The sequence below is a fragment of the Pseudomonas sp. MWU16-30316 genome (assembly GCF_020515645.1).
GTDB lineage: Bacteria > Pseudomonadota > Gammaproteobacteria > Pseudomonadales > Pseudomonadaceae > Aquipseudomonas > Aquipseudomonas cerasi.
On record NZ_JAIZAZ010000003.1, the window covers coordinates 655,511 to 677,702 of the forward strand.

Genomic DNA, 22,192 nt, shown 5'->3' on the forward strand with positions numbered 1-22,192 from the left:
TCCCGAGGAGTCAATAATGGCCAAAAAGCCCGGTGACGCGACATTTATCAAAGACCCGCTCTGGTACAAGGATGCGGTGATTTATCAGGTTCACGTGAAATCGTTCTTTGATTCCAACAACGACGGAATCGGCGATTTCGCGGGCTTGATCGAAAAGCTCGACTACATTGCCGCGCTGGGCGTCAACACCATCTGGTTGTTGCCGTTTTATCCGTCGCCGCGCCGGGACGATGGCTACGACATTTCCGAATACCGCGATGTGCACAGCGACTACGGCACCATGGCCGACGCCAAGCGTTTCATCGCCCAGGCACACAAGCGCGGCCTGCGAGTGATCAGCGAGCTGGTCATCAACCACACGTCCGATCAGCATCCATGGTTTCAGAAAGCCCGCAATGCCAAGCCCGGCTCCAAGGCGCGGGATTTCTATGTGTGGTCGGACACTGATCAGAAGTACGACGGCACGCGGATCATTTTTCTCGATACCGAGACGTCCAACTGGACCTGGGACCCGGTTGCCGGCCAGTACTTCTGGCACCGTTTCTACTCGCATCAGCCGGACCTGAACTTCGACAACCCGCACGTGCTGGATGCGGTACTGGAAGTCATGCGCTTCTGGCTGGATCTGGGCATTGACGGCTTGCGTCTGGATGCCATTCCGTACCTCATCGAACGGGACGGCACCAACAACGAGAACCTGCCGGAAACCCATCAGGTGCTCAAGCGCATCCGTGCCGAGATCGACGCTAATTATCCTGACCGCATGCTGCTGGCCGAGGCCAACCAATGGCCGGAAGACACCCAACTGTATTTTGGCGACAGCAAAGGCCCGGATGGCGATGAATGCCACATGGCTTTTCACTTTCCGTTGATGCCGCGCATGTACATGGCGCTGGCTCAGGAAGATCGTTTTCCGATCACCGATATCCTGCGGCAGACGCCGGAGATTCCGGAAAACTGCCAGTGGGCGATTTTCCTGCGCAACCACGATGAACTGACCCTGGAAATGGTCACCGATCGTGAGCGTGATTATCTGTGGAATTACTACGCCGCCGACCGCCGTGCACGGATCAACCTGGGCATCCGTCGGCGCCTCGCGCCGTTGGTGGATCGCGACCGCCGTCGGGTCGAGTTGCTCAACAGCATGTTGTTGTCGATGCCCGGCACACCGACGCTGTATTACGGCGACGAGATCGGCATGGGCGATAACATCTACCTGGGCGACCGGGACGGTGTGCGCACGCCCATGCAATGGTCCATCGACCGCAACGGCGGTTTTTCGCGCGCCGACCCGGCCAGTCTGGTGTTGCCACCGATCATGGACCCGATGTACGGATTCCAGTCGGTCAACGTCGAAATCCAGGAACGTGATCCGCATTCTCTGCTGAACTGGAACCGGCGCATGCTCGCCGTGCGTAAACAGCAGAAGGCATTCGGGCGTGGCACGTTGAAAATGCTCTCGCCGTCGAACCGCCGCATTCTTGCCTATACCCGCGAATACACAGCGCCTGACGGACACAGTGAAGTTGTGCTGTGTGTCGCCAACGTTTCCAGCGCTGCCCAGGCTGCAGAGCTTGAGCTGTCTGCCTATGCAGGCACGGTGCCGGTGGAAATGCTCGGCGGCAGCGCATTCCCGCCTATCGGCCAGTTAAGCTACCTGCTGACGCTGCCGCCGTACGGCTTTTACTGGTTTTTACTGGCTTCGGAGAATCAAATGCCCAGTTGGCACGTTGAACCCGCGCAGAGCATGCCGGACTTCCCGACCCTGGTGCTCAAGAAGCGTCTGGAAGAGTTGCTCGAAGAGCCACTGCGCAGCACCATGGAAAACACCTCGCTGGCGGTTTACCTGCCCAAACGACGCTGGTTCGCGGGCAAGGACAAGGCGATCGAGCAGGTCAGCATTGCCTACGCCGTGCGCTTCGGCGACGAAGCGAATCCGGTATTGCTCAGTGAAATAGAAGTCACCGCAGGCGGGCAGACCGATCGCTATCAATTGCCGTTCGGCTTGCTGGCCGAAGACGACATCAGCAGTGCATTGCCGCAGCAGCTGGCGCTCGCCCGAGTACGTCGCAACCGCGATGTCGGGTTGATCACGGATGCATTCACTCTGGAAACCTTCATCCGTGCCGTGATTCAGGGCATGCAGTCGGATACCGTCATACCCTGTGCCGACGGCGAGTTGCGTTTTGAGCAAAGCTCGCAGCTGGCGCCCCTCGGCCTGAACGCCGAGTCGGAAGTGCGCTACCTGTCTGCCGAGCAATCGAACAGTTCAGTGGTGGTGGGCAGCAGCCTGGTGCTCAAGCTGATTCGCAAAGTCAGTGCCGGGACGCACCCCGAGCTGGAAATGGGCGCATTCCTGACTCATGCCGGCTTCAAGAACATTTCACCGCTGCTGGGTTCTCTGGTACGCGTCGGCAAGGACGGTCAGCCCAACCTGCTGATGATCGCCCAAGGCTACCTGAGCAATCAGGGCGATGCGTGGGAATGGACCCAGAACAATCTCGAGCGTGCGGTACGCGACGAGCTGGCACATGGTGTTTCCGGCCAGGAACAGCACTACAACGCGTTGCTCGAACTCGCGGACTTCTCGCGCAGTCTCGGCCAGCGCCTGGGTGAGATGCATCAGATTCTGGCATCGCCCACTGACAATGCCGACTTTGCCGTTGAGGTCACCAGCGGCCAGGACAGCAAGGCCTCGGGTGCCAGCGTCAACGCTCAGCTCGAGCGCGCCTTGCAGTTGCTGGAGCAGCGCATGGGCGAGCTGGAGCAGGACGATCAGCAACTGGTCAAAGACTTGCTCGCGCAGCGCAAGCAGATCCGTCAGCGCGTCGAAGGCCTGGCCAAGCGCTCGGCCGGTGGCCTGCGCATACGTGTGCATGGCGATCTGCATCTGGGGCAGGTACTGGTGGTCAAGGGCGATGCCTACCTGATCGATTTCGAGGGCGAGCCGGCCCGCGCACTCGAAGAGCGCCGTGCCAAGCACAGCCCGTTCAAGGATGTCAGCGGTGTCCTGCGCTCCTTCGACTACGCTGCGGCGATGGCTGTACGCAGTGCGCAGAGCGTAGACACGTCTCCCGAGGCTGCCGGCGCGCGCAAACGTGTTGCCGATACCTACCTGGCGCAGGCGCGAGAAACCTTCATCGAAGGTTATCGCTCGGCGACCACCGGCATTGCCCATGCCTGGAAAGATGCGAAAGGGGAGGACGCTGCACTCGAGCTGTTCACCCTTGAAAAAGCTGCTTATGAAGTGATCTACGAAGCCGAGAACCGTCCAGCGTGGCTGGCCGTTCCCTTGCAAGGCTTGCGTGGACTGCTGCAACCGTCTGATGGAGAGTCAATATGAATGCGCCTGACAAAACCGGCACGCGCCGCCGCGCGATTCCCGCTGCTGTGGACCTCGACGCGCTGATCCGTGCTGAACATCGTGATCCGTTCTCTGTCCTCGGCCCGCATGGCGATGGCGGCAGCGGGCAGTTCGTTCGCGCCTATCTGCCCGCAGCCTTGAGTGTGCGCTTGCTGGCCAGAGATGACGGTCGTGAACTGGGCGAGATGGAAATGAGCGAAGTGCCGGGGTTTTTCGTCGGCCACCTTGAGCACCCGCAGCCTTACTTGCTGAAAATCAACTGGGCCGGTGGTGAACAGATCACCGAAGACCCTTACAGTTTTGGCCCGCTGCTGGGCGAGATGGACCTTTACCTGTTTGCCGAGGGTAATCATCGCGACCTGAGCAGCTGTCTGGGCGCACAAGTCACCCGCGTCGATGGCGTGGACGGTGTGCGTTTTGCGGTCTGGGCGCCCAATGCGCGTCGTGTTTCTGTCGTTGGCAGCTTCAACAGTTGGGATGGCCGTCGCCATCCGATGCGCATGCGCCACCCGACCGGCGTATGGGAGATTTTCGTCCCGCGTCTGCAGCCAGGTGAGCTCTACAAGTACGAGATTCTCGGTGCTCACGGTATTCTGCCGCTGAAAAGCGATCCGATGGCCCTGGCCACCACGTTGCCGCCTGACACCTCGTCGAAGATCTCTGCGCCGCTGCAATTCGAGTGGAATGACCAGGAGTGGCTGCAATCAAGGGCAGGCCGTCACCAAGTGACTGCACCCTTGTCGATCTACGAGTTGCACGCAGGCTCCTGGCAGATGGAGCAGGTCGACGACAATCAATGGCGGCAGTACAACTGGCGTGAACTGGCTGATCGCCTGATTCCTTACGTCAAGGAGCTTGGCTTCACGCACATCGAGCTGATGCCGATCATGGAGCACCCGTTCGGTGGTTCGTGGGGCTATCAGTTGCTGGCCCAGTTCGCGCCAACTGCCCGCTACGGTTCGCCGGAAGATTTCGCCTTCTTCGTCGATGCCTGTCACCGGGCTGAGATCGGCGTCATTCTTGACTGGGTTCCCGCGCATTTTCCGACCGATACCCATGGTCTGGCGCAGTTCGACGGCACTTGCCTGTATGAGTACGCGGACCCCAAGGAAGGCTTCCATCAGGACTGGAACACCCTGATCTACAACCTGGGGCGCACTGAGGTTCATGGCTTCATGCTGGCCTCGGCACTGCACTGGCTCAAGCATTACCACATCGACGGTCTGCGCGTGGATGCAGTGGCATCGATGCTGTACCGCGACTATTCGCGTAATGCGGGCGAATGGGTGCCGAATCGCTTCGGCGGCCGCGAAAACCTCGAGGCCATCGACTTCCTGCGTCATTTGAACGACGTGGTTGCGCTGGAAGCCCCCGGGACCATGGTGATTGCCGAAGAGTCGACGGCGTGGCCGGGCGTCAGCGAGCCGACCCAGCAGGGTGGGCTTGGCTTCAATTACAAGTGGAACATGGGCTGGATGCATGACTCGCTGCAGTACATGGAAGAGGACCCGATCAACCGCGGGCATCACCATGGCAAGCTGAGCTTCAGCCTGGTGTATGCGTGGTCCGAGCGTTTTGTACTGCCTATTTCCCACGACGAAGTGGTGCACGGTAAACATTCGCTGATCGACAAGATGCCGGGTGACCGCTGGCAGAAATTCGCCAACCTGCGCGCGTATCTGTCTTTCATGTGGACGCACCCCGGCAAGAAGCTGCTGTTCATGGGCTGCGAATTCGGCCAATGGCGCGAGTGGAATCACGACAGGGAACTGGACTGGTACTTGATGCAATACGCCGAACACGTGGGCGTGAAGAATCTGGTCGGCGATCTGAACCGCCTCTATCGAGACGAAAAGGCGCTGCACGAGCGCGATGCAGACCCTGCCGGCTTCCAGTGGCTGGTCGGCGATGACAGTGCCAACAGCGTGTTTGCCTACCTGCGCTGGAGCAACGAGGGTGAACCGCTGCTGGTGGTCGCCAACATGACCCCGGTGCCGCGCCTGGACTACCGTCTCGGCGCGCCGATGCGAGGTGCCTGGACGGAGCTGTTGAACAGTGATGCGGAAACCTACGCAGGCTCCAACTTTGGCAATGGTGGCGAGGTCATGACTGAAGCCGAGCCGGCGCATGGGATGGAAGATTCGCTGGTGCTGAATCTGCCACCACTTGCGGTGTTGATCCTCAAACCGAAGAAAGACTGACCAAGGCGCGTCCCCGCGTTGATGGTCGCGTTACCACACCAGCCTGAACCCCAGGCTGGTGTTCACTCCCTCCGCTCCACGCTCGTTCAGATCGCCAAGGTAATCAGCGCTCCAGTGCAGACTGGCGTTGCTGCTCAATGTCGCTATCATCCCTGCGCCAATACTGCCCGTCGTTGATCGATGCGCGGTTTTTATCTGCTCTGCGTGATCGAAGGTCAGCGTGTCATGGCCGTCTTTGGTGTGCCAAAGGTTGGCCCGCAGATAAGGCTCTATCGGTACGCTGCTCAATTGATAGCGTCCCTTGAAACGCACGCCGATGCGCCCTGTGGTGTAGGCCTGACTGTCGAACCCGAGATGGGCAATGCCGTCATCCTGATCCTGCAGGTCTACGCGCTGGTAGATGATCTGTAACTGCGGCTCGGCAACCCAGCGCTGTGAAAGCGGCAGCGGATAACCTGTCTCGACGGACAGGCTCATGACGTGGCCTTCAGTGTCGACACCGATGCCCCTGACAGAGCGGCTGCGGCCATCCAGGCGTGTGCCCATCGCTACTGCGTCGACGTATCCGCCACTCGGTGTGGTCAGCGTCCAGTACGCGCCCAGGCTTTCTCCCTGCAGTTTCAGACGCCCTGTTTCGTAGTCGCTGAAACCGTCTGCAAACCCCTTCACCTTGCCGTCCAGACGGTTATGCGCGACGAACAGGCCGACGCGCTGAGTCTGTCCGCTGTCCTGTTGCCAGGCATACAGGTCATGGCCAATCTGATAACCCTTGAATGAAGCATCCAGGCCAGGCCTCACGTCCCCGGACCAGCGTTGCCTGAAGTCACTGCCGAACACGCGTGCCCAGCCTGCCGACGTCGCGCCGTTTTGTGTCAGCAGGGCTTGATCACCCTGACGCTCATGAAAGGTGCTCAGTGAACTCAGCGCGAGTACCGCAGCAGTTGGCGCCAGGACGGAGTAATTGGCGACCTCGGGTCGGTACAGCGCGATGGGCGCGGCTCCACGAACGGGTTCAGGTAGTGGCGGGGTTCCAATGGCAGGCACCGGCAGTGTGGCTGCTGGCAGGACAGGGGGTGGGCTGTTCGGCTCAGGCTCAGGGTTTGCAGGTACAGGTTGTGGCGTGGGTGCAGGTTCGGGAGCAGGTTCAGGCTGCGGTGTAGGTGTTGGCTCGGGAACAGGAACAGGTGTTGGCAGTGGCGTTGGCTGTGCCGGTTCTGGGGTGGGCTCGACAGGCGTTGACGTTGGCGGAGCAATCACCGCAGAGCGCAGGAACCAGCTGTTCTCCGAGCCGGCAGTGGCGCCGCCCTTGAACAGGTAATACTGATAAGCGCCTGCAGACAGCGGATTTTGCAACGAAAAGGCGCCGCTATCGCTGGTTGCACCGTTGATGGTTTGTACCACTTCAATGCCGTTGCCACGGGTCAGGGCGCCCAGCCCACCCGAGTTGCTGACGATCATGCGCGTAAACCCACTGATACGACCCTGTGCAACCACCAGTCGGTCGCTGGCGGATGCATCATCGCCCAGTGCCGAGAGCAACAGCAGCCGTCCGTTCTGGCCGGTGTAATTGCCGGTCACCGTCAATGTGCCAGTGAGCGAACGGCCTGCATCGCTGACGTCCAGCGTTCCCGCATTCTCCAGTAACGCAAGGGATCCGGCGCTGAAGGGGAGAATACTGCCCGAAGTCGAGATCAATGTGCTGGTGGAATCGATGTTCAGAACGCCGGTGTTACTCACGTTGTCACCAAGGACCAGCGCGCTGGCCAGGTCCAGCTGCGAGCCGTTGCTCACATTGATCGTTTCCCAGTTGGCATAACGACCCGGCTGCGACGATACAGTGTTATCGAAGGTCAACACGTCGTTGCCCGCGCCGCCGTCGAGCAGCGGGTTGGCGCTCAGGTAGTATTCGCTCAGGTTGTACAGGCGTGCCGTATCGTTGCCGTCGGCCATCAACACGTTGCTGCGTGCGTAACCGCCGTTCAGCCAGTTGAAGTTGTCATTGCCAACGCTGGTGCGAACTTCGCCGCGAATCTCGCCGCCGCTGAGGGTGATCTGGTCGTCGCCGCCACTGACGCTGACGTTGCCGCCAACAATGCCGCCCGACAAGGTGATCGTGTCCCGGCCAAAGCCGGTGACCAGGTTGTTGATGATGGTGCCACCGGACATCTCGAATACATTGTTGTCCAGCTTCATGTCCACGCGACCGATGCTGCCACCGCTCATCACCGCCACGTCACCATCCTCGAACGCGCGGGTGATGGTGCCGCCCGTCATCAGAAAGGTATCCCGTCCATCCCCCTGGGCCAGAGCGCTCAGCGTGCCGCCGCTCATGACAAAATCGTCGGGATCATCGCCCTGGTTCAGATCGCCGCTGACCTCACCTGTGGAGAGTGTGAAACGGTCGATTCCGGCCGCTTGGGTGACGTTGCCCAGAATCCGCCCCGACTGCAGGTCCACGCTGTCCATTCCTGGACCGAACAGGATATTGCCGGACACGGTGCCCGTTCCGCCGGCCGGAAATATCAGCACGTGGTCACCGCTCAGCGCGCTAAACGGCCCGCTGCTGCCGCTGTCGCAGACCTGAACGCCTGCCGATGCCAGGGAGGAAAGGCTGCAGGCACCTTCGGCCCAGGAAGGGATGGTTGCCAGTATCACTACCGGTAGCACGTTGCAGGTCTGGTAAAGATGGACACAACGGATTTTCATGACAGCACTCCCGTCCAGGCTGGCAGCAGGGAGGCGGAGGCAATCGAGAGGGATCGAGGTGCCTGACTGCTACGCAAAGCGGCGTCACGCCAAGGCGGCTGACAATCGCTTTGCAAGCCTGTTTCGAGGCTCGCAGTATCAAGTCAAGAAGTCGTTGCTGAATGCGTCAAGAAGTTGACCGACCGATGGCAGAATTTAAGCTTTATCTACTAACTATTGGAACTACAACCGAAAAGCTTATGCGGCAAAGCCACTGTCGAGGGCGATTTACTCAAGTCGAGCGGTGCGCCGCGACAACCAGATTGTCAGGGCCAGCGCGCAAACCGATAGCAGGGCAGCGTAAAAAAATATCCAGTCATAACCCTGGCCCAAGGCAATTGCGCCCATCACCGGACCTGCGATTGCCAATGCCAGGTCAAAGAACACCGCGTAGGCGCTCAGGCCTGCGCCGCGGCTAGGGGTGGGTACGCGCTTGATGGCTTCTACGCCGAGCGCCGGGTAGACCAGCGATAGCCCCACGCCGGTCAATCCGGCCCCTGCAAGGGCAACGCCGCTGCTCGACGAAAGCCAGAGCATCAACAGCCCGCAGATTTCTACCGCCATGCACACAATGGCCGCGTTGTAGCCGCCCAGCCGGTTGATGGCACCGATGAACAGCAGGCGGGCGAGGATAAAGCACACACCAAACATGCTCAGGCAATAGGCCGCGCCTTCCCAGCCACGATTCAGATAGAACAGGGTGATGAAGGTGGTCAGCGTGCCATAGCCGATCGACGATAGCGTCAGGCCCAGACCATAGGGTGCGATCCGGCCGAATACCGACCAGTAGGGCAGGCGCTCACCGACAATAATGGGCACCGAAGGCTTGTCGCGAATCAGCCTCAGCGCCAGACCTGCCATCACCATCAGGGCAATACCCAGGCTGTTGAAACCAATGCTATCGATGACCACTACGCCCAGCGGTGCACCGATGGCAATCGCCCCATAGGACGCGATACCGTTCCACGAGATTGAGCGGGCAGTGTGCTCCGGGCCGACCTTGCCGATGCACCAACTGATGGTGCCGACCCCGATAAGCCCTTGAGAGACGCCGAGGAACAGCCGCGCGACGATGAGAATTGACAGGCTCAGCGTGGCAAACTCGTGCAGCAGTGTGGCCAGCAAGGTCATGCTGCCACTGATGACGATGCCCCAGAGCCCGAATACGATGGAGCGCTTGCTGCCCAGCGTATCTGTCGCGCGACCGGCGAAAGGCCGGCTGAGCAGGGTGGCGAGGTACTGCGAGGCGATGGTCAGGCCGGCAATCAGCGGGCTGAAACCGAGCTGGTCATGAACATAGCCGGGCAACACCGCAATAGGCAGGCCGATGCACAGGAAGGCGATGAACGTGTAAAAGACGATAGAGACGATCTGCAGCGTAATCGTCATGGAACCGGGTTGTGCGGCAGGCATTGGACTCTTCGCTGGCAGGCGGTGGGAGTGCCCCATCATGGCGTGCGTCGTGGATAAATGAAAGCAGGCTAACGGTATTATGCGGCTGCTTATCAGACAGTTGCCGTTGTGAGGAGATACTCATAGGATGACTGATCACATCACAATAATAAAAAGGTTTGTCATGAAAAATATTCTGTTGCTGGCCGCTGCGGTGGGTTGTTCATTCGGCCTGAGCGCCCAGGCAGCCACCTTCGCCTACATTTCCAGCCCCATCGATGGGCTGATCTCTCAATACCGTCTCGATGAGCAGAGCGGGGCGCTCAGCCTGGTCGAGCAGACCAAGGCAGGTGATCAGGTCAATCCGATGGCCATCACGCCGGATGGCAAAGCGTTATTCGCCGCGCTGCGCGCCAAACCCTATCAGGTGCTGAGTTTCAGCATCGAGCCTGGCACCGGGCACCTCAAACCTCTCGTTCAGGCGCCGCTGGCCGAGAGTCTGGCCTACCTGTCTACCGATCGCAGCGGACGCTTCCTGTTTGGTGCGTCCTATGGCGCCGACTTGCTCAGCGTCCAGCCCATCGATGCGCAGCACCGCCCGAGCGACAGCATTCAGACTTACAAGACCGGCATGCACGCGCATTCGGTGCGCACCGATCCGAGCAACCGGTTTGTGTACGCCGGTAACCTGGGCGTCGATCGTGTGCTGCAATACCGCCTGGAGCCCAAGGACGGCAAGCTTGTGCCCATCGGCGAGGGCTACGTCGTCGTTCCCGACAACACCGGCCCACGCCACCTGACCTTTTCGTCCGATGGCAAGTTTCTGTATGTCGTCGGTGAAATGAGTGGCACCGTCACGGCCTTCGCGATCAATCAGAAAACCGGTGCGTTGAAGCAGACCAGTCAGGCAGACGGTATTCCCAAACGCTTGAACCTGGCACCGGGGCAGGCCCGTGATGCGCGCAACAACGATCTCAAGGATGACCCGACGCCGCGCATCTGGGCTGCGGATATTCGCCTCGCGCCGAACGGCAAATGGCTGTTCATCAGCGAGCGCACCAGCAGCAGCGTGTCGGTGTTCAACGTTGATCCCACCAGCGGCAAAGTGACGTTCGTTGAAAATTATCCCGTTCAGGAAAAGCAGCCGCGTAACATCGCGGTGTCGCCCAATGGACGTTGGTTGCTGGTGAGTGGCGAGAAAAGCGACAAGGTCGGCAGTTACGCCATCGACGAGAAAGGTGCCTTGCAACGGGTCGGCGAGGCGCCTTCGGGCAAGGGTGCGCTGTGGATTGAAATGCTCAGCCAGCCGAGCGAATAAGCGCTCTGAAACCAAAAAGCCCTGTCACAAGACAGGGCTTTTTGCTATTGCAGGCTGACAGGCTTAGAACGAAACGCCCTGGCTGCGCAGGTAGTCGTCATAGGTGCCGCTGAAATCGACCACGCCGCTTGGGCTGAGTTCGATGATGCGGGTAGCCAGCGAGGACACGAACTCGCGGTCGTGACTGACGAAAATCAGTGTGCCTGGATAGTTTTCCAGCGCCAGGTTCAGCGACTCGATGGATTCCATGTCCAGGTGGTTGGTCGGTTCGTCCATCACCAGCACGTTGGGCTTTTGCAGGATCAGTTTGCCGAACAGCATGCGGCCCTGTTCACCACCGGAAATCACCTTCACCGACTTGAGGATCTCGTCGTTGGAGAACAGCATGCGGCCCAGGGTGCCACGTACCAGTTGCTCGCCGCCCTGGGTCCACTGACCCATCCAGTCGAACAGGGTGGAGTCATCCTCGAAATCGTGAGCATGATCCTGAGCGTAATAGCCGATTTCCGCCGCATCGGTCCACTTGACCGTGCCGGCATCCGCTTGCAGCTCGTTGACCAGCGTGCGCAGCAGGGTGGTTTTGCCGATGCCGTTCGGGCCGATGATGGCCACGCGTTCGCCGGCTTCGACCTGGAAGCTGAAGTCCTTGAACAGGGTCTTGCCGTCGAAGCCTTTGGCCATGCGATCAACGATGACCGCCTGGCGGTGCAGCTTCTTGGTCTGTTCGAAACGAATGAACGGACTGACACGGCTGGAGGGCTTGACCTCGGCCAGCTGGATCTTGTCGATCGCCTTGGCCCGGGAGGTGGCCTGCTTGGCTTTCGAGGCGTTTGCCGAGAAGCGGCTGACGAACGATTGCAGTTCGGAAATCTGCGCTTTCTTCTTGGCGTTGTCGGACAGCAACTGCTCGCGGGACTGGGTCGCCACGGTCATGTACTCGTCATAGTTGCCCGGGAACAGACGCAGCTCGCCGTAATCCAGGTCGGCCATGTGCGTGCACACGCTGTTCAGGAAGTGACGGTCGTGGGAGATGATGATCATCAGGCTGTTACGCTGGGTCAGGATGTTTTCCAGCCAGCGAATGGTGTTGATGTCCAGGTGGTTGGTCGGTTCGTCGAGCAGCAGTACTTCCGGATCGGAGAACAGTGCCTGAGCGAGCAGAACGCGCAGCTTCCAGCCCGGCGATACTTCGCTCATCGGACCATTGTGCTGTTCGATGCCGATACCCAGACCCAGCAGCAGTTCACCGGCGCGGGACTCGGCGGTGTAACCGTCCATTTCCGCAAACTCGGTTTCCAGCTCGGCAACGGCCATGCCGTCATCTTCACTCATTTCCGGCAGAGAATAGATGCGGTCGCGCTCGGCCTTGACCTTCCACAGCTCTTCGTGACCCATGATCACGGTGTCGAGCACCGTGAACTCTTCATAGGCGAACTGATCCTGGCGCAGCTTACCCAGACGCACGTTCGGCTCCAGCATCACCTGCCCACCCGAAGGCTCGAGGTCGCCACCGAGGATTTTCATGAACGTGGACTTGCCGCAGCCGTTCGCGCCAATCAGGCCGTAACGGTTACCGGCGCCAAACTTGACCGAGACATTCTCGAACAAGGGTTTGGGGCCGAACTGCATGGTGATGTTAGCTGTGGAGATCAATTACTTTACCTATCAATAACGTGGGCAATAACCGGGGGAGCGCTGGCGTCAGGGGTGTGGTGTTCAGGACCCCACCCAAGCTGTTCAGTCCGCTCCGTCCGAGCATGAGCTGACCCAACGGGCATACGTCTACCGCAACGGCAGCCTGCCACGACTGCGTTGCCGGGATATGAATGTGGGGGTTCACGCCAGACATTGGCGCGCATTGTCGCATAGGTCGGGCGGCAGTGACATGGTGGACGGCAGAGGATTGCCGAGTTTAACGGTTCGGGGCAGGGCTGGTGCCCGTTTCAGCACCCTTCGCTGCGGACAACTGCGGATGCCTCAACATAAACAGGTGCATTGCAGGCGACGCTCTCTATAGTGGCGAAGTACTATCCCTGAAGTGCGCAACTGACTTTATGGCGAACTTCGTCAAGGCTCAACTTGGGAATGACCTCATGCGGCACTCGCGAGCTCTTGGAAACATTGAATACCTGGAAGCCGCTCCCGACGACCTGTTTCGACATCAGCTCCAGCGAAGGAAGAATTCTTGATTCGTAATGCTGATCCAGACCGCAGGGTGAGCAATTGTCGCTGGATGATTCATAGAACCGGCCCACGGACTGATTCATGTCGAAACCGACCAGAAAGACGTCGTCGAAACCAAGGTGATAGGACAGTTGCAGCGCCAGATACATGACCGTTCGGGCGTCGAAAAAACCAAGTTCCAGATTCTTGCTGAAGCCGATATCCCGGCTTCTGCTACTCCATAACGAAAGTTTTCTGACCAGTGCATTTTCCCGGGAGCACAGCGCTGCAACCGTCGACAATCTGGGCGATTTCTTCAGTGCATAAGCGCGTCCGGAAGGTCTGGGAATGTCGCCGCGAAACTGATCTTCCCAAAGGCCTACATTCTCGCTGGAGCGCATTGCAGCGGCGAACAGCTCAGGCTGCTGGTTGGGGAAATCCCTGTCGGAGCAGACGTAGAACAACGGTTTTATGTTCGTGCCTGCGAACATCGAGAACGCACCGTTCATGGTGATCATGGGGATGTGCGAGAACTCTTTGATCGGGAAATCCTTTGCTGACTTCCCAGAGCCAATCAGGAAGACCGGCCCTTTTTTAGTGCCCCTGCATGTACTGAAATCAAGCACGCGCGTCGGTTCAGGCATGTGCTCATCAACAGCATTGCGTAGGTAGCGCGTCGAATTAATTGATTGACTAGTCATGACTACCCTGTAGGCACTAGTGGCAAATTAGTTGGGACATATTGCGCAGGATGTTATTGGCTGGTGGCCAGTAATTCAACATCAAAGGGTCTAAAAAGAGTATCACACTGGAAACAACTGGCTACATAGCACAGGCGCCGATTCACGAAACGCGTTATTCACTAGATGGTTTTCGGATGTAAGGTCAGGTCGGTGATATTGATTTAATACTGATTAGCCACTACTTGATGGCGACTGTATCGGCTTCTGTTTCTGGCAAAATATTCTGTACTTTAGATGCGCAGCGAGAAGATCGAAATATGTATCAGGACGATACATTTGCAGAGGGTAAGTTGGACGAAGTCGGTCACAAAAGGTTTTTTCTGCAAGGCCCGGTGATCACCGGGCCCGCCATTTCTGGTGCGTGTTGACGGTTAGTCGGATTTCCTTTCCTGCTTTTTCCTCCTGAACCAGCTTCCCAGCGCATGGAAAGGGTGAATGAACATCGCAATCGCTCCGAGCAGAAAGACGATGGAGACAAGGATCAGACCCAGCCCTTCGTGTGCAAACATAGTGATTGACTCCTGTTGTCACTTTGTCGGTCCGTTGAAGACTAGTCGCTGAAACGTTTCACCTCATGAAGAAATGTTAAGGAACTTTCCCGCAATGGCTTCAAGAGAGGACCCGGCGCCATGCAGACGTACGCACGATCCGGGCGCAGATGCCCGGTTTCCTTCCGCCGAACCAGTCCGGTCGCGCGCCGACTTTGCCAGGATGACGCGCTGAAGCTACACGCGATATTTATCTGAAACCGGGTTCGACAGGCATCCTGCTGCTCTTCGAAGGGCTCGCACCGCGTGACGTTTGCACCGCCCATCACCCGAAACCCTCAACGGTCAGCTGGCATTCCGACAAGTATCTTCAATGCCGTCGTGGAACTAGATGAGGCGATGACGAGACTATAAGCACGCTCGCGTTCAGCAGGCGTGGCCTGTGAACGTGCATTCTTATGATCCCGGAGGTTACTGACATGAAGTCCCTTTTCCGTCCAGCTTTGCTGCTGGCTGTCGCTTTACCCCTGTTCCTGGCTGGCTGCGGAGACAAGGAGCCCGAGCAGCGCACTGCGTTCACTCAGTTCCTGCAAACCCGAATTGTCGACAAGCCGGGCGTGCATGTGCCCAAGCTGACGGATGAAGAAAAGAAAGCCTTTGGTGACTACACCTCGCACTACGCGGTCATCTCCGACTTCGGCGCGGGCATGGACACTGCGGTGCAGCCACTCGCCGGCTTGATGCAGAAAGGCTCCTTTCATTCGGTCAGCGATGTCATTCAACGCCGTGCAGACCTGGCCGCCGTGCAGACGGGACTCGATGAAGTGGGCGAAAAGCTGACCATCGAGCAGGGCAAGGCAGACGCGGCACGTGCGAAACTCAAGCAGCCAGAAGACCTGAAGGTGGTTTACGACAAGGCCTACGACCGAACTGTCAGCGTACCCGCCAACACCTTCCGTGAAGTGCTGCCGCAGATAAAGGGCACCTTTTCCAGTGGCCTGAAGGTTGCCGATTATGTGGACGCGCACAAATCGCAGATCGATATCTCGGGTTCGACGATCACCGTCAAGGACCCGGTGGTACAAACCGAGCTCAACAAACTGCTGCAAGAGCTGAATGAGCAGGGCAAGAACGCGCAACAAGCCCAGTCCAAACTGCAATCGCTCATGACCGGCCGCTGATAACGAGCTGCTGCGTCTGAAGTGACGGCCCGGCCCTGCTGCCGGGCCGATCCTTGTGTCAGGTATGATTCCGCCATCTGTCTACCTGACGCCGGGAATCCACCGTCTGATGATCACTCCCTCTTCAATGACCATTACCCTGCGTGATGCTGCCTCTGCGGACGCTTTGTGCCTTGCGGCGCTCGGCATGCAGGTTTTTCTCGACACCTACGCAACGCAGGGCATTCGACAATCCATCGCCCGCGAAGCGCTGGAAGCTTTCTCGCCTGCGAACTTCGCACAACTGCTCATCGAGCCGACGACATTGATCATCGTTGCGGAGTCGCAAGGGCATTTGATTGGCTTTGCTCAGGTCGCGTTGCGCACCGATCATGCAATGCTGGGCGTATCGACCGCTGCCGAGTTGCAACGGCTCTATGTGCAGGAACGTTTTACAGGGCGTGGAGCAGGGCGGCTGTTACTCGAAGCCGCCGAGCGGCGTGCAACAAGCCGTCACGCCTCGCTATTATGGGCGACGGTCTGGGTTGGCAACCCGCGCGCGCTGGCGTTTTACCCTCGTCAAGGCTATGAATTGAAAGGTGCTCCGCACTATGTGTTTCAGGGCGAGACACATGAGAATCACCTGTTTGCCAAATCGCTGATGACTACTGACTGACACGACGTTGCTGTGCAACAAGGACGCTGAATGCTGCGCATACTGGGCAAGACCTCCTCGATCAACGTACGAAAAGTACTCTGGACCTGCGAGGAACTGAAGATACCCTTCACTCAGGAAGACTGGGGGTCAGGCTTCAAACCTGCCAACACGGACGAGTTTGTCGCGCTCAACCCGAATGCCATGGTGCCGGTTATCGTGGATGATGACTTCGTGCTTTGGGAGTCCAACAGCATCGTTCGCTATCTGGCCAACCGTTATGCTGGCGACGCTGTTTATCCGCTGGATCCACGTGCCAGAGCGCAGGCCGATCAGTGGATCGACTGGCAAGGCTCGGATCTGAACAGATCATGGAGCTATGCCTTCATGTCACTGGTGCGACGCTCGAGCGAGCACCAGGACCCTGTCGCCATAGCCGCTTCCTGGGCCCAGTGGGCCAGGCATATGCAAATACTCGACAGGCAACTGGAAAAGACTGGCGCCTATGTCTGCGGCGAGCGTTTTACCCTGGCTGACATCCCCATCGGTCTTTCAGTCAATCGCTGGTTCGAGACGCCTCTCGAGCATCCCGACCTGCCCGCCGTCAATGCGTATTACGAACGCCTGAGCCATCGCTCCGGCTACCTTCTGTATGGGCGTAACGGAACTCCGTGACGGCTTGTCGGGCTCGCGTTTATCCTTGGGCACTATTCTGAGCCTTGTTGTCTGTTAAGGAGTCGTTGAAGTGACCACCATCAAAATCACCGCGGGCGGATACGAGTTTCTCGCCGAAACCCATCCGGACGCGCCGCAAACGGTGGAGGCGTTTCTCAAGCTGCTGCCTTATCGGCAGAAATTCATCCATGTACGCTGGAGCGGCGAGGGCTGCTGGGTGCCGCTGGATGATTATCAGCTCAAGCTGGATGACGCATTGATCGGTTTCGAGAACGCAACCAGCCATCCTTCGGTGGGCGACATTCTTTTCTACCCGGGCGGTTACAGCGAAACCGAGATTATCCTTGCCTACGGTTCGTGTTGTTTCGCCAGCAAGATGGGGCAGTTGGCGGGCAACCATTTTCTGACCATCACTCAGGGCAAGGAAAACCTGCGCAAGCTGGGCGTGAAGACGCTTTGGGAGGGCGCTCAGGATGTGGTTTTCGAGCGTGCTTGAGTCTGCCGTTATTGCGCGACAGGCATTTGCCAGTATTTGGTGGAACTGCTGATCTTCGCCAGGGGTCTAGTCCACGATGCTTCCAGCTCCCGGAAGCCGACCTGGAGACACGCCCTTGAATATTTTCGAAGCCCTGCGAGAAAGCCATGACCGTCAACGCAGCTACGCTGATGCCCTGATCCAGACCAGTGGCGACAGCGCCGAACGCGAGAAGGCCTACAAACAGCTCAAGGAAGAACTGCAGGCCCACGAAACGGCCGAAGAACGGTTTTTCTACATTCCTCTGATGGCCCACGACAATGGCGTGGACCTGAGCCGTCACGCCATTTCCGAGCATCATGAGATGGACGAGATGATGGAAGAGCTCGATGAAACTGAAATGTCGAGCCCGGCCTGGCTGGCCACTGCGAAAAAATTGTCGGAAAAAGTGCACCACCACCTGAAAGAAGAAGAGCAGAAGTTCTTCCAGATGGCGGGCAAATTGCTCGACGAAAAGCAGAAACAGAGTCTGGCCGGCGAATACGTGAAGGAATACGAAGAGCAATTGGCTGAGGGTTGATAGCGCTGTGCAGTGCTAGAATCGGCTTTTTATCAGCGAAGGCATGACATGAAGTTTCTGTTTCTGACAAGCGCGACGGTGATTGCGGCAACCTTATTGACCGGGTGTGCAGCGCCTTCCAGTGCTGCACGTGCCGCAGGACCCTACAAGGTCCTGTCGAGCACCAAGCAGGATGCCGCCGTTGCCCAGTGCATTCAGGTGACCTGGCAGAACGAAGCCATGTTCGGCACGTCCTCTGACGTCTTCCTTCATGACCTCTCCGGCGGCGGCTTCACCGTGTTTACCACTGAGTCGACCTACTTCGCTGACGTGCGCGGCAAGGGCCCGACCACTGCCGTTGAGTTCTATGCCCCGCAAGGCGATGCTCAGGCCGCATTGCGCTCTGCGGCCATTGCTACCTGCCTTTAAGTCTTTTCACACTGACACCTCTCATTCCCATGCGCCCGCGTGGGAATGCCGGTCTGGACGCGTTGCGTGCGCCCACTCATGCTTCGGGCTTGACCGCGTCGATACTCCACGCCCGATAATAGCGCCTATGCACAAGAGTGGGGCCCTAGCACTCAGATATGGCAATCGGTAGCGTTACCTGCGCAATGCGCCCCCGCGTCTCCGCTCCAAGCCAAAATTCCAGTCTGTTGATTTATCTCGACTTTTTCATGCGGTGTTCTCCGCGCGTCCTCTGTGGCACACTTTCTGCTGTCTATTCCGTTGTTACATACCTGTATCCGCTATAGCGGAATAACAAATACTTCGGCGGAGTTTAAGTCATGCATCGCGGACCTTCCTTTGTGAAAGCTTGTGCCTTTGTTCTTTCAGCTTCATTCATGCTGGCCAATACGGTGCAGGCAGCCGAAGGCAGCAAGCTGGATGCCGTATTGAAACGCGGCAATCTGGTGGTCGGCACGGGCAGCACCAATGCCCCGTGGCACTTTCAGGGCGCGGACGGCAAGTTGCAGGGCTTCGATATCGACATTGGCAGAATCATCGCCAAAGGCCTGTTCAATGACCCGAGCAAGGTGGAATTTGTCGTGCAGTCCTCGGATGCACGTATCCCCAACCTGCTGACCGACAAGGTCGACATCAGCTGCCAGTTCATCACCGTTACCGCCAGTCGCGCACAGCAGGTGGCGTTCACCTTGCCCTACTACCGCGAGGGTGTGGCGCTGCTGTTGCCTGCCAATAGCAAGTACAAGGAAATCGATGACCTGAAGGCAGCAGGTGACGATGTGACCGTGGCCGTCCTGCAAAACGTGTACGCCGAGGAACTGGTGCATCAGGCACTGCCCAAAGCCAAGGTCGATCAGTACGACAGCGTCGACCTGATGTACCAGGCGATCAACTCCGGGCGTGCCGATACAGCGGCCACCGATCAGTCTTCGGTCAAGTACCTGATGGTGCAGAACCCTGGTCGCTACCGTTCGCCTGCCTTTGCCTGGAGCCCGCAAACCTATGCCTGCGCGGTCAAGCGTGGCGATCAGGACTGGCTGAACTTCGTCAACACCGCGTTGCATGAAGCCATGACCGGTGTCGAGTTCCCGGCTTACGCGGCGTCTTTCAAGCAGTGGTTCGGTGTCGATCTGCCGGTGCCTGCAATCGGCTTTCCGATGGAATACAAATAAGTCCACTCTGACCTTCAGCGGCAGGGCAGGCCCTCGGGCTTTCCCTGCCAGGTACGGGCAAGCATGAATTACCAATTGAATTTTGATGCCGTGTGGCGCGACTTCCCCAGCCTTCTGGCGGGGTTGGGCCTTGGCCTGGAACTGGCCCTGATCTCGATCGCGATTGGTTGTGTGATCGGGCTGGCGAATGCATTTGCGCTGCTGTCACGTTACAAGGCGTTGCGTATCGTCGCGTCGATCTATGTAACGGTGGTACGCAATACGCCGATCCTGGTGTTGATCCTGCTGATCTACTTCGCGTTGCCCGGGCTGGGCATTCGACTCGACAAGCTGGCGTCATTCATCGTCACGTTGTCGCTGTACGCCGGTGCCTATCTGACCGAAGTGTTCCGTGCCGGGCTGCTGAGCATTCATAAAGGGCAGCGTGAAGCGGGGCTGGCGATCGGCTTGGGCGAATGGCAGGTGCGGGCCTATATCATCGTGCCGGTGATGTTGCGCAATGTATTGCCGGCGCTCTCCAACAACTTCATTTCTCTGTTCAAGGACACCTCGCTGGCGGCCGCCATTGCCGTGCCGGAGCTGACCTACTACGCGCGCAAGATCAACGTCGAAAGCTACCGGGTGATCGAAACCTGGCTGGTGACCACAGCACTCTATGTGGTGGCCTGCTACGTGATCGCTCTGCTTCTGCGCACCCTCGAACAACGTCTGGCGATTCGCCGCTAGGAGGCTGTCATGTATCAACCCCCTGGCTGGTTGCAGGAATTGTGGAATGCGCGGGAAGTGCTCTGGTCCGGTTTTCTGACCAGTATCCAGTGCTCGGCGCTGGCGATTGCCGCAGGTACTCTGATCGGCATGCTGGCCGGTCTGGTGCTGACCTACGGCGGTTTTTTCGCGCGCTTGCCGATCCGGCTCTATGTGGATCTGATTCGCGGTACCCCGGTGTTCGTGCTGGTGCTGGCGGTCTTTTACATGGTGCCGGCGCTGGGTTGGCAGATCAGCGCGTTTCAGGCCGGCGCAATAGGCCTGACGCTGTTCTGCGGCTCTCACGTTTCGGAAATCGTGCGCGGCGCCCTGCAGGCCATTCCCCGTGGCCAACTGGAAGCCGGCAAGGCCATCGGTCTACGCTTCGGCCAGTCGCTGCGCTATGTGTTGCTGCCTCAGGCCATGCGCCAGATCCTGCCGACCTGGGTCAACTCCTCGACCGAGATCGTCAAGGCGTCGACGCTGCTTTCGGTGATCGGTGTGGCTGAACTGCTGCTCAGCACCCAGCAGGTGATCGCGCGCACGTTCATGACCCTGGAGTTCTACCTGTTTGCAGGTTTCCTGTTCTTTCTCATCAACTACGCCATCGAGCTTCTTGGGCGGCAAATCGAAAAACGGGTGGCATTGCCATGACACAGACTCATAACCCCGGCCCGGCGCTGCTCAGCATCGAAGGCTTGCATAAATCCTACGGCGCAGTGGAAGTGCTCAAGGGCGTCGATCTGCGCATGCAGAAAGGCAATGTCGTGACCCTGATCGGTTCCAGCGGCTCGGGCAAGACCACCTTGCTGCGCTGCGTCAACCTGCTGGAAGAGTTTCAGGGCGGGCATATCCGTCTTGAGGGGCAGGACATCGGCTACAGCAACGTAGACGGCAAGCGCACCCGCCATCCGGAGCGTCTGATCGCGCAACACCGGGCAATGACCGGCATGGCCTTCCAGCAATTCAACCTGTTTCCGCACCTCAGCGCCTTGCAGAACGTCACCCTGGGCTTGCTCAAGGTCAAGAAGATGCCCAAGGATCAAGCCGTTGCGCTGGCCGAAAAGTGGCTGGACCGGGTCGGCCTGCTGGAGCGGCGCAATCACTTCCCCGGTCAGTTGTCCGGCGGGCAGCAGCAGCGTGTGGCGATTGCACGCGCCATTGCCATGAACCCCAGCCTGATGTTGTTTGACGAAGTCACTTCGGCACTCGATCCGGAGCTGGTGGGCGAAGTGCTGAGCGTCATCAAGGACCTGGCCGAGGAGGGCATGACCATGCTGCTGGTGACGCACGAAATGCGTTTCGCCTACGAAGTGTCGGATCAGATCGTGTTCATGAATCAGGGCCGCATCGAAGAGCAGGGGCCACCCAAGGCCTTGTTCGAGCAGCCGAAGTCGGCGCGCTTGAGCGAGTTTCTCAAGAACATCCGTTTTTAAACGTTCACTACGTCCAATGCTTCAAGACAAGGAAAAACTCATGACTATTACCCGTTATGGCGCAGGCAGCACAGCAGGAGGCGGCCAGCCACGCCCATTCGCTCGCGCCGTCGAGGCTGACGGCTGGTTGCACGTTTCCGGCCAGGTACCTGCGCTGGATGGCGAGATCATCGTCGGCGGCATCGTCGAGCAGACGCACCAGACCATGCGCAACCTGATCGCAATTCTTGAAGAGGCCGGTTATGCGCTCAAGGATGTGATCCGGGTCGGTGTATGGCTGGAGGACCCGCGGGACTTCTGGAGTTTCAACAAGGTATTCGGTGAGTACTTCACCCCCGAGCATGCGCCGGCACGCGCTTGCGTTCAGGCCAGCATGATGGTCGACTGCAAGGTCGAAATCGACTGTATTGCCTACAAACGCAAATAGCACACGT

General features: G+C 58.6%; 19 protein-coding genes. 14 read left to right on the top strand and 5 right to left on the bottom strand.

Annotated elements, in window-relative coordinates; all coding sequences use genetic code 11:
• Positions 1-16: 16 nt before the first annotated feature.
• Together treS and glgB are read left to right on the top strand one after the other, a co-directional pair.
• Complete coding sequence (treS, locus tag LCH65_RS14005) at positions 17-3,343, top strand: maltose alpha-D-glucosyltransferase (RefSeq protein ID WP_054081464.1); 3,327 nt, start codon at positions 17-19, stop codon at positions 3,341-3,343.
• Positions 3,340-5,565, top strand: coding sequence for a 1,4-alpha-glucan branching protein GlgB (gene glgB, locus LCH65_RS14010; protein ID WP_058396965.1), 2,226 nt, complete (start codon positions 3,340-3,342; stop codon positions 5,563-5,565). Before treS ends, glgB begins: the two co-directional genes overlap by 4 nt.
• Positions 5,566-5,595: 30 nt before the next feature.
• Here glgB and LCH65_RS14015 read toward each other — a convergent pair whose 3' ends face one another.
• On the bottom strand, positions 5,596-8,271 hold the full coding sequence (locus tag LCH65_RS14015) for an autotransporter outer membrane beta-barrel domain-containing protein (protein WP_122240708.1): 2,676 nt from the start codon (positions 8,269-8,271) through the stop codon (positions 5,596-5,598).
• 267 nt (positions 8,272-8,538) lie between these two features.
• Positions 8,539-9,723, bottom strand: a complete 1,185-nt coding sequence (locus LCH65_RS14020; protein ID WP_044308186.1) for an MFS transporter — start codon at positions 9,721-9,723, stop codon at positions 8,539-8,541.
• A 163-nt stretch (positions 9,724-9,886) separates the two neighbouring features.
• On the opposite strand from LCH65_RS14020, the gene LCH65_RS14025 reads away from it, so the two are divergent.
• Complete coding sequence (locus tag LCH65_RS14025) at positions 9,887-11,020, top strand: lactonase family protein (RefSeq protein ID WP_226439558.1); 1,134 nt, start codon at positions 9,887-9,889, stop codon at positions 11,018-11,020.
• Between the two features lie 63 nt (positions 11,021-11,083).
• Here the strand turns inward: LCH65_RS14025 and LCH65_RS14030 are convergent, their stop codons facing one another.
• The 3 genes from LCH65_RS14030 to LCH65_RS14040 all read right to left on the bottom strand — a co-directional run bounded on the left by LCH65_RS14030 (position 11,084) and on the right by LCH65_RS14040 (position 14,435).
• On the bottom strand, positions 11,084-12,673 hold the full coding sequence (locus LCH65_RS14030; protein WP_003434092.1) for an ABC-F family ATPase: 1,590 nt from the start codon (positions 12,671-12,673) through the stop codon (positions 11,084-11,086).
• Positions 12,674-13,047: 374 nt separating this feature from the next.
• Complete coding sequence (locus tag LCH65_RS14035) at positions 13,048-13,884, bottom strand: lipopolysaccharide biosynthesis protein (RefSeq protein WP_060707724.1); 837 nt, start codon at positions 13,882-13,884, stop codon at positions 13,048-13,050.
• A gap of 413 nt (positions 13,885-14,297) precedes the next feature.
• A complete protein-coding gene (locus tag LCH65_RS14040; RefSeq protein WP_003369471.1) occupies positions 14,298-14,435 on the bottom strand; it encodes a hypothetical protein in 138 nt (45 codons plus the stop codon).
• 458 nt (positions 14,436-14,893) lie between these two features.
• Here LCH65_RS14040 and LCH65_RS14045 point away from each other — a divergent pair, with 458 nt between their 5' ends.
• The 11 genes from LCH65_RS14045 (at position 14,894) to LCH65_RS14095 (ending at position 22,185) form a co-directional block, all read left to right on the top strand.
• Positions 14,894-15,595, top strand: coding sequence for a DUF3053 domain-containing protein (locus LCH65_RS14045; RefSeq protein ID WP_003369473.1), 702 nt, complete (start codon positions 14,894-14,896; stop codon positions 15,593-15,595).
• 109 nt (positions 15,596-15,704) lie between these two features.
• On the top strand, positions 15,705-16,250 hold the full coding sequence (locus tag LCH65_RS14050; RefSeq protein ID WP_032609627.1) for a GNAT family N-acetyltransferase: 546 nt from the start codon (positions 15,705-15,707) through the stop codon (positions 16,248-16,250).
• A gap of 30 nt (positions 16,251-16,280) precedes the next feature.
• Positions 16,281-16,904, top strand: a complete 624-nt coding sequence (locus LCH65_RS14055) for a glutathione S-transferase (protein WP_226439559.1) — start codon at positions 16,281-16,283, stop codon at positions 16,902-16,904.
• Between the two features lie 70 nt (positions 16,905-16,974).
• Positions 16,975-17,400 (top strand): DUF3830 family protein, encoded by a 426-nt coding sequence (locus tag LCH65_RS14060; protein ID WP_003369482.1) that lies wholly within the window; start codon positions 16,975-16,977, stop codon positions 17,398-17,400.
• A gap of 115 nt (positions 17,401-17,515) precedes the next feature.
• The gene (locus LCH65_RS14065; RefSeq protein WP_003369485.1) at positions 17,516-17,959 is read left to right on the top strand and encodes a hemerythrin domain-containing protein; all 444 of its coding nucleotides are present in this window, start codon (positions 17,516-17,518) and stop codon (positions 17,957-17,959) included.
• A gap of 48 nt (positions 17,960-18,007) precedes the next feature.
• Entirely contained in the window at positions 18,008-18,367 is a 360-nt protein-coding gene (locus LCH65_RS14070) for a hypothetical protein (RefSeq protein WP_003369487.1), read from the top strand.
• 359 nt (positions 18,368-18,726) lie between these two features.
• Positions 18,727-19,578, top strand: coding sequence for a transporter substrate-binding domain-containing protein (locus LCH65_RS14075; RefSeq protein WP_003416527.1), 852 nt, complete (start codon positions 18,727-18,729; stop codon positions 19,576-19,578).
• Between the two features lie 63 nt (positions 19,579-19,641).
• On the top strand, positions 19,642-20,304 hold the full coding sequence (locus LCH65_RS14080) for an amino acid ABC transporter permease (protein WP_003345502.1): 663 nt from the start codon (positions 19,642-19,644) through the stop codon (positions 20,302-20,304).
• Positions 20,305-20,313: 9 nt separating this feature from the next.
• A complete protein-coding gene (locus tag LCH65_RS14085; protein WP_003434088.1) occupies positions 20,314-20,976 on the top strand; it encodes an amino acid ABC transporter permease in 663 nt (220 codons plus the stop codon).
• Entirely contained in the window at positions 20,973-21,758 is a 786-nt protein-coding gene (locus LCH65_RS14090) for an amino acid ABC transporter ATP-binding protein (protein WP_003345505.1), read from the top strand. Before LCH65_RS14085 ends, LCH65_RS14090 begins: the two co-directional genes overlap by 4 nt.
• Positions 21,759-21,798: 40 nt before the next feature.
• Entirely contained in the window at positions 21,799-22,185 is a 387-nt protein-coding gene (locus tag LCH65_RS14095; protein ID WP_003369497.1) for a RidA family protein, read from the top strand.
• Positions 22,186-22,192 lie beyond the last annotated feature (7 nt).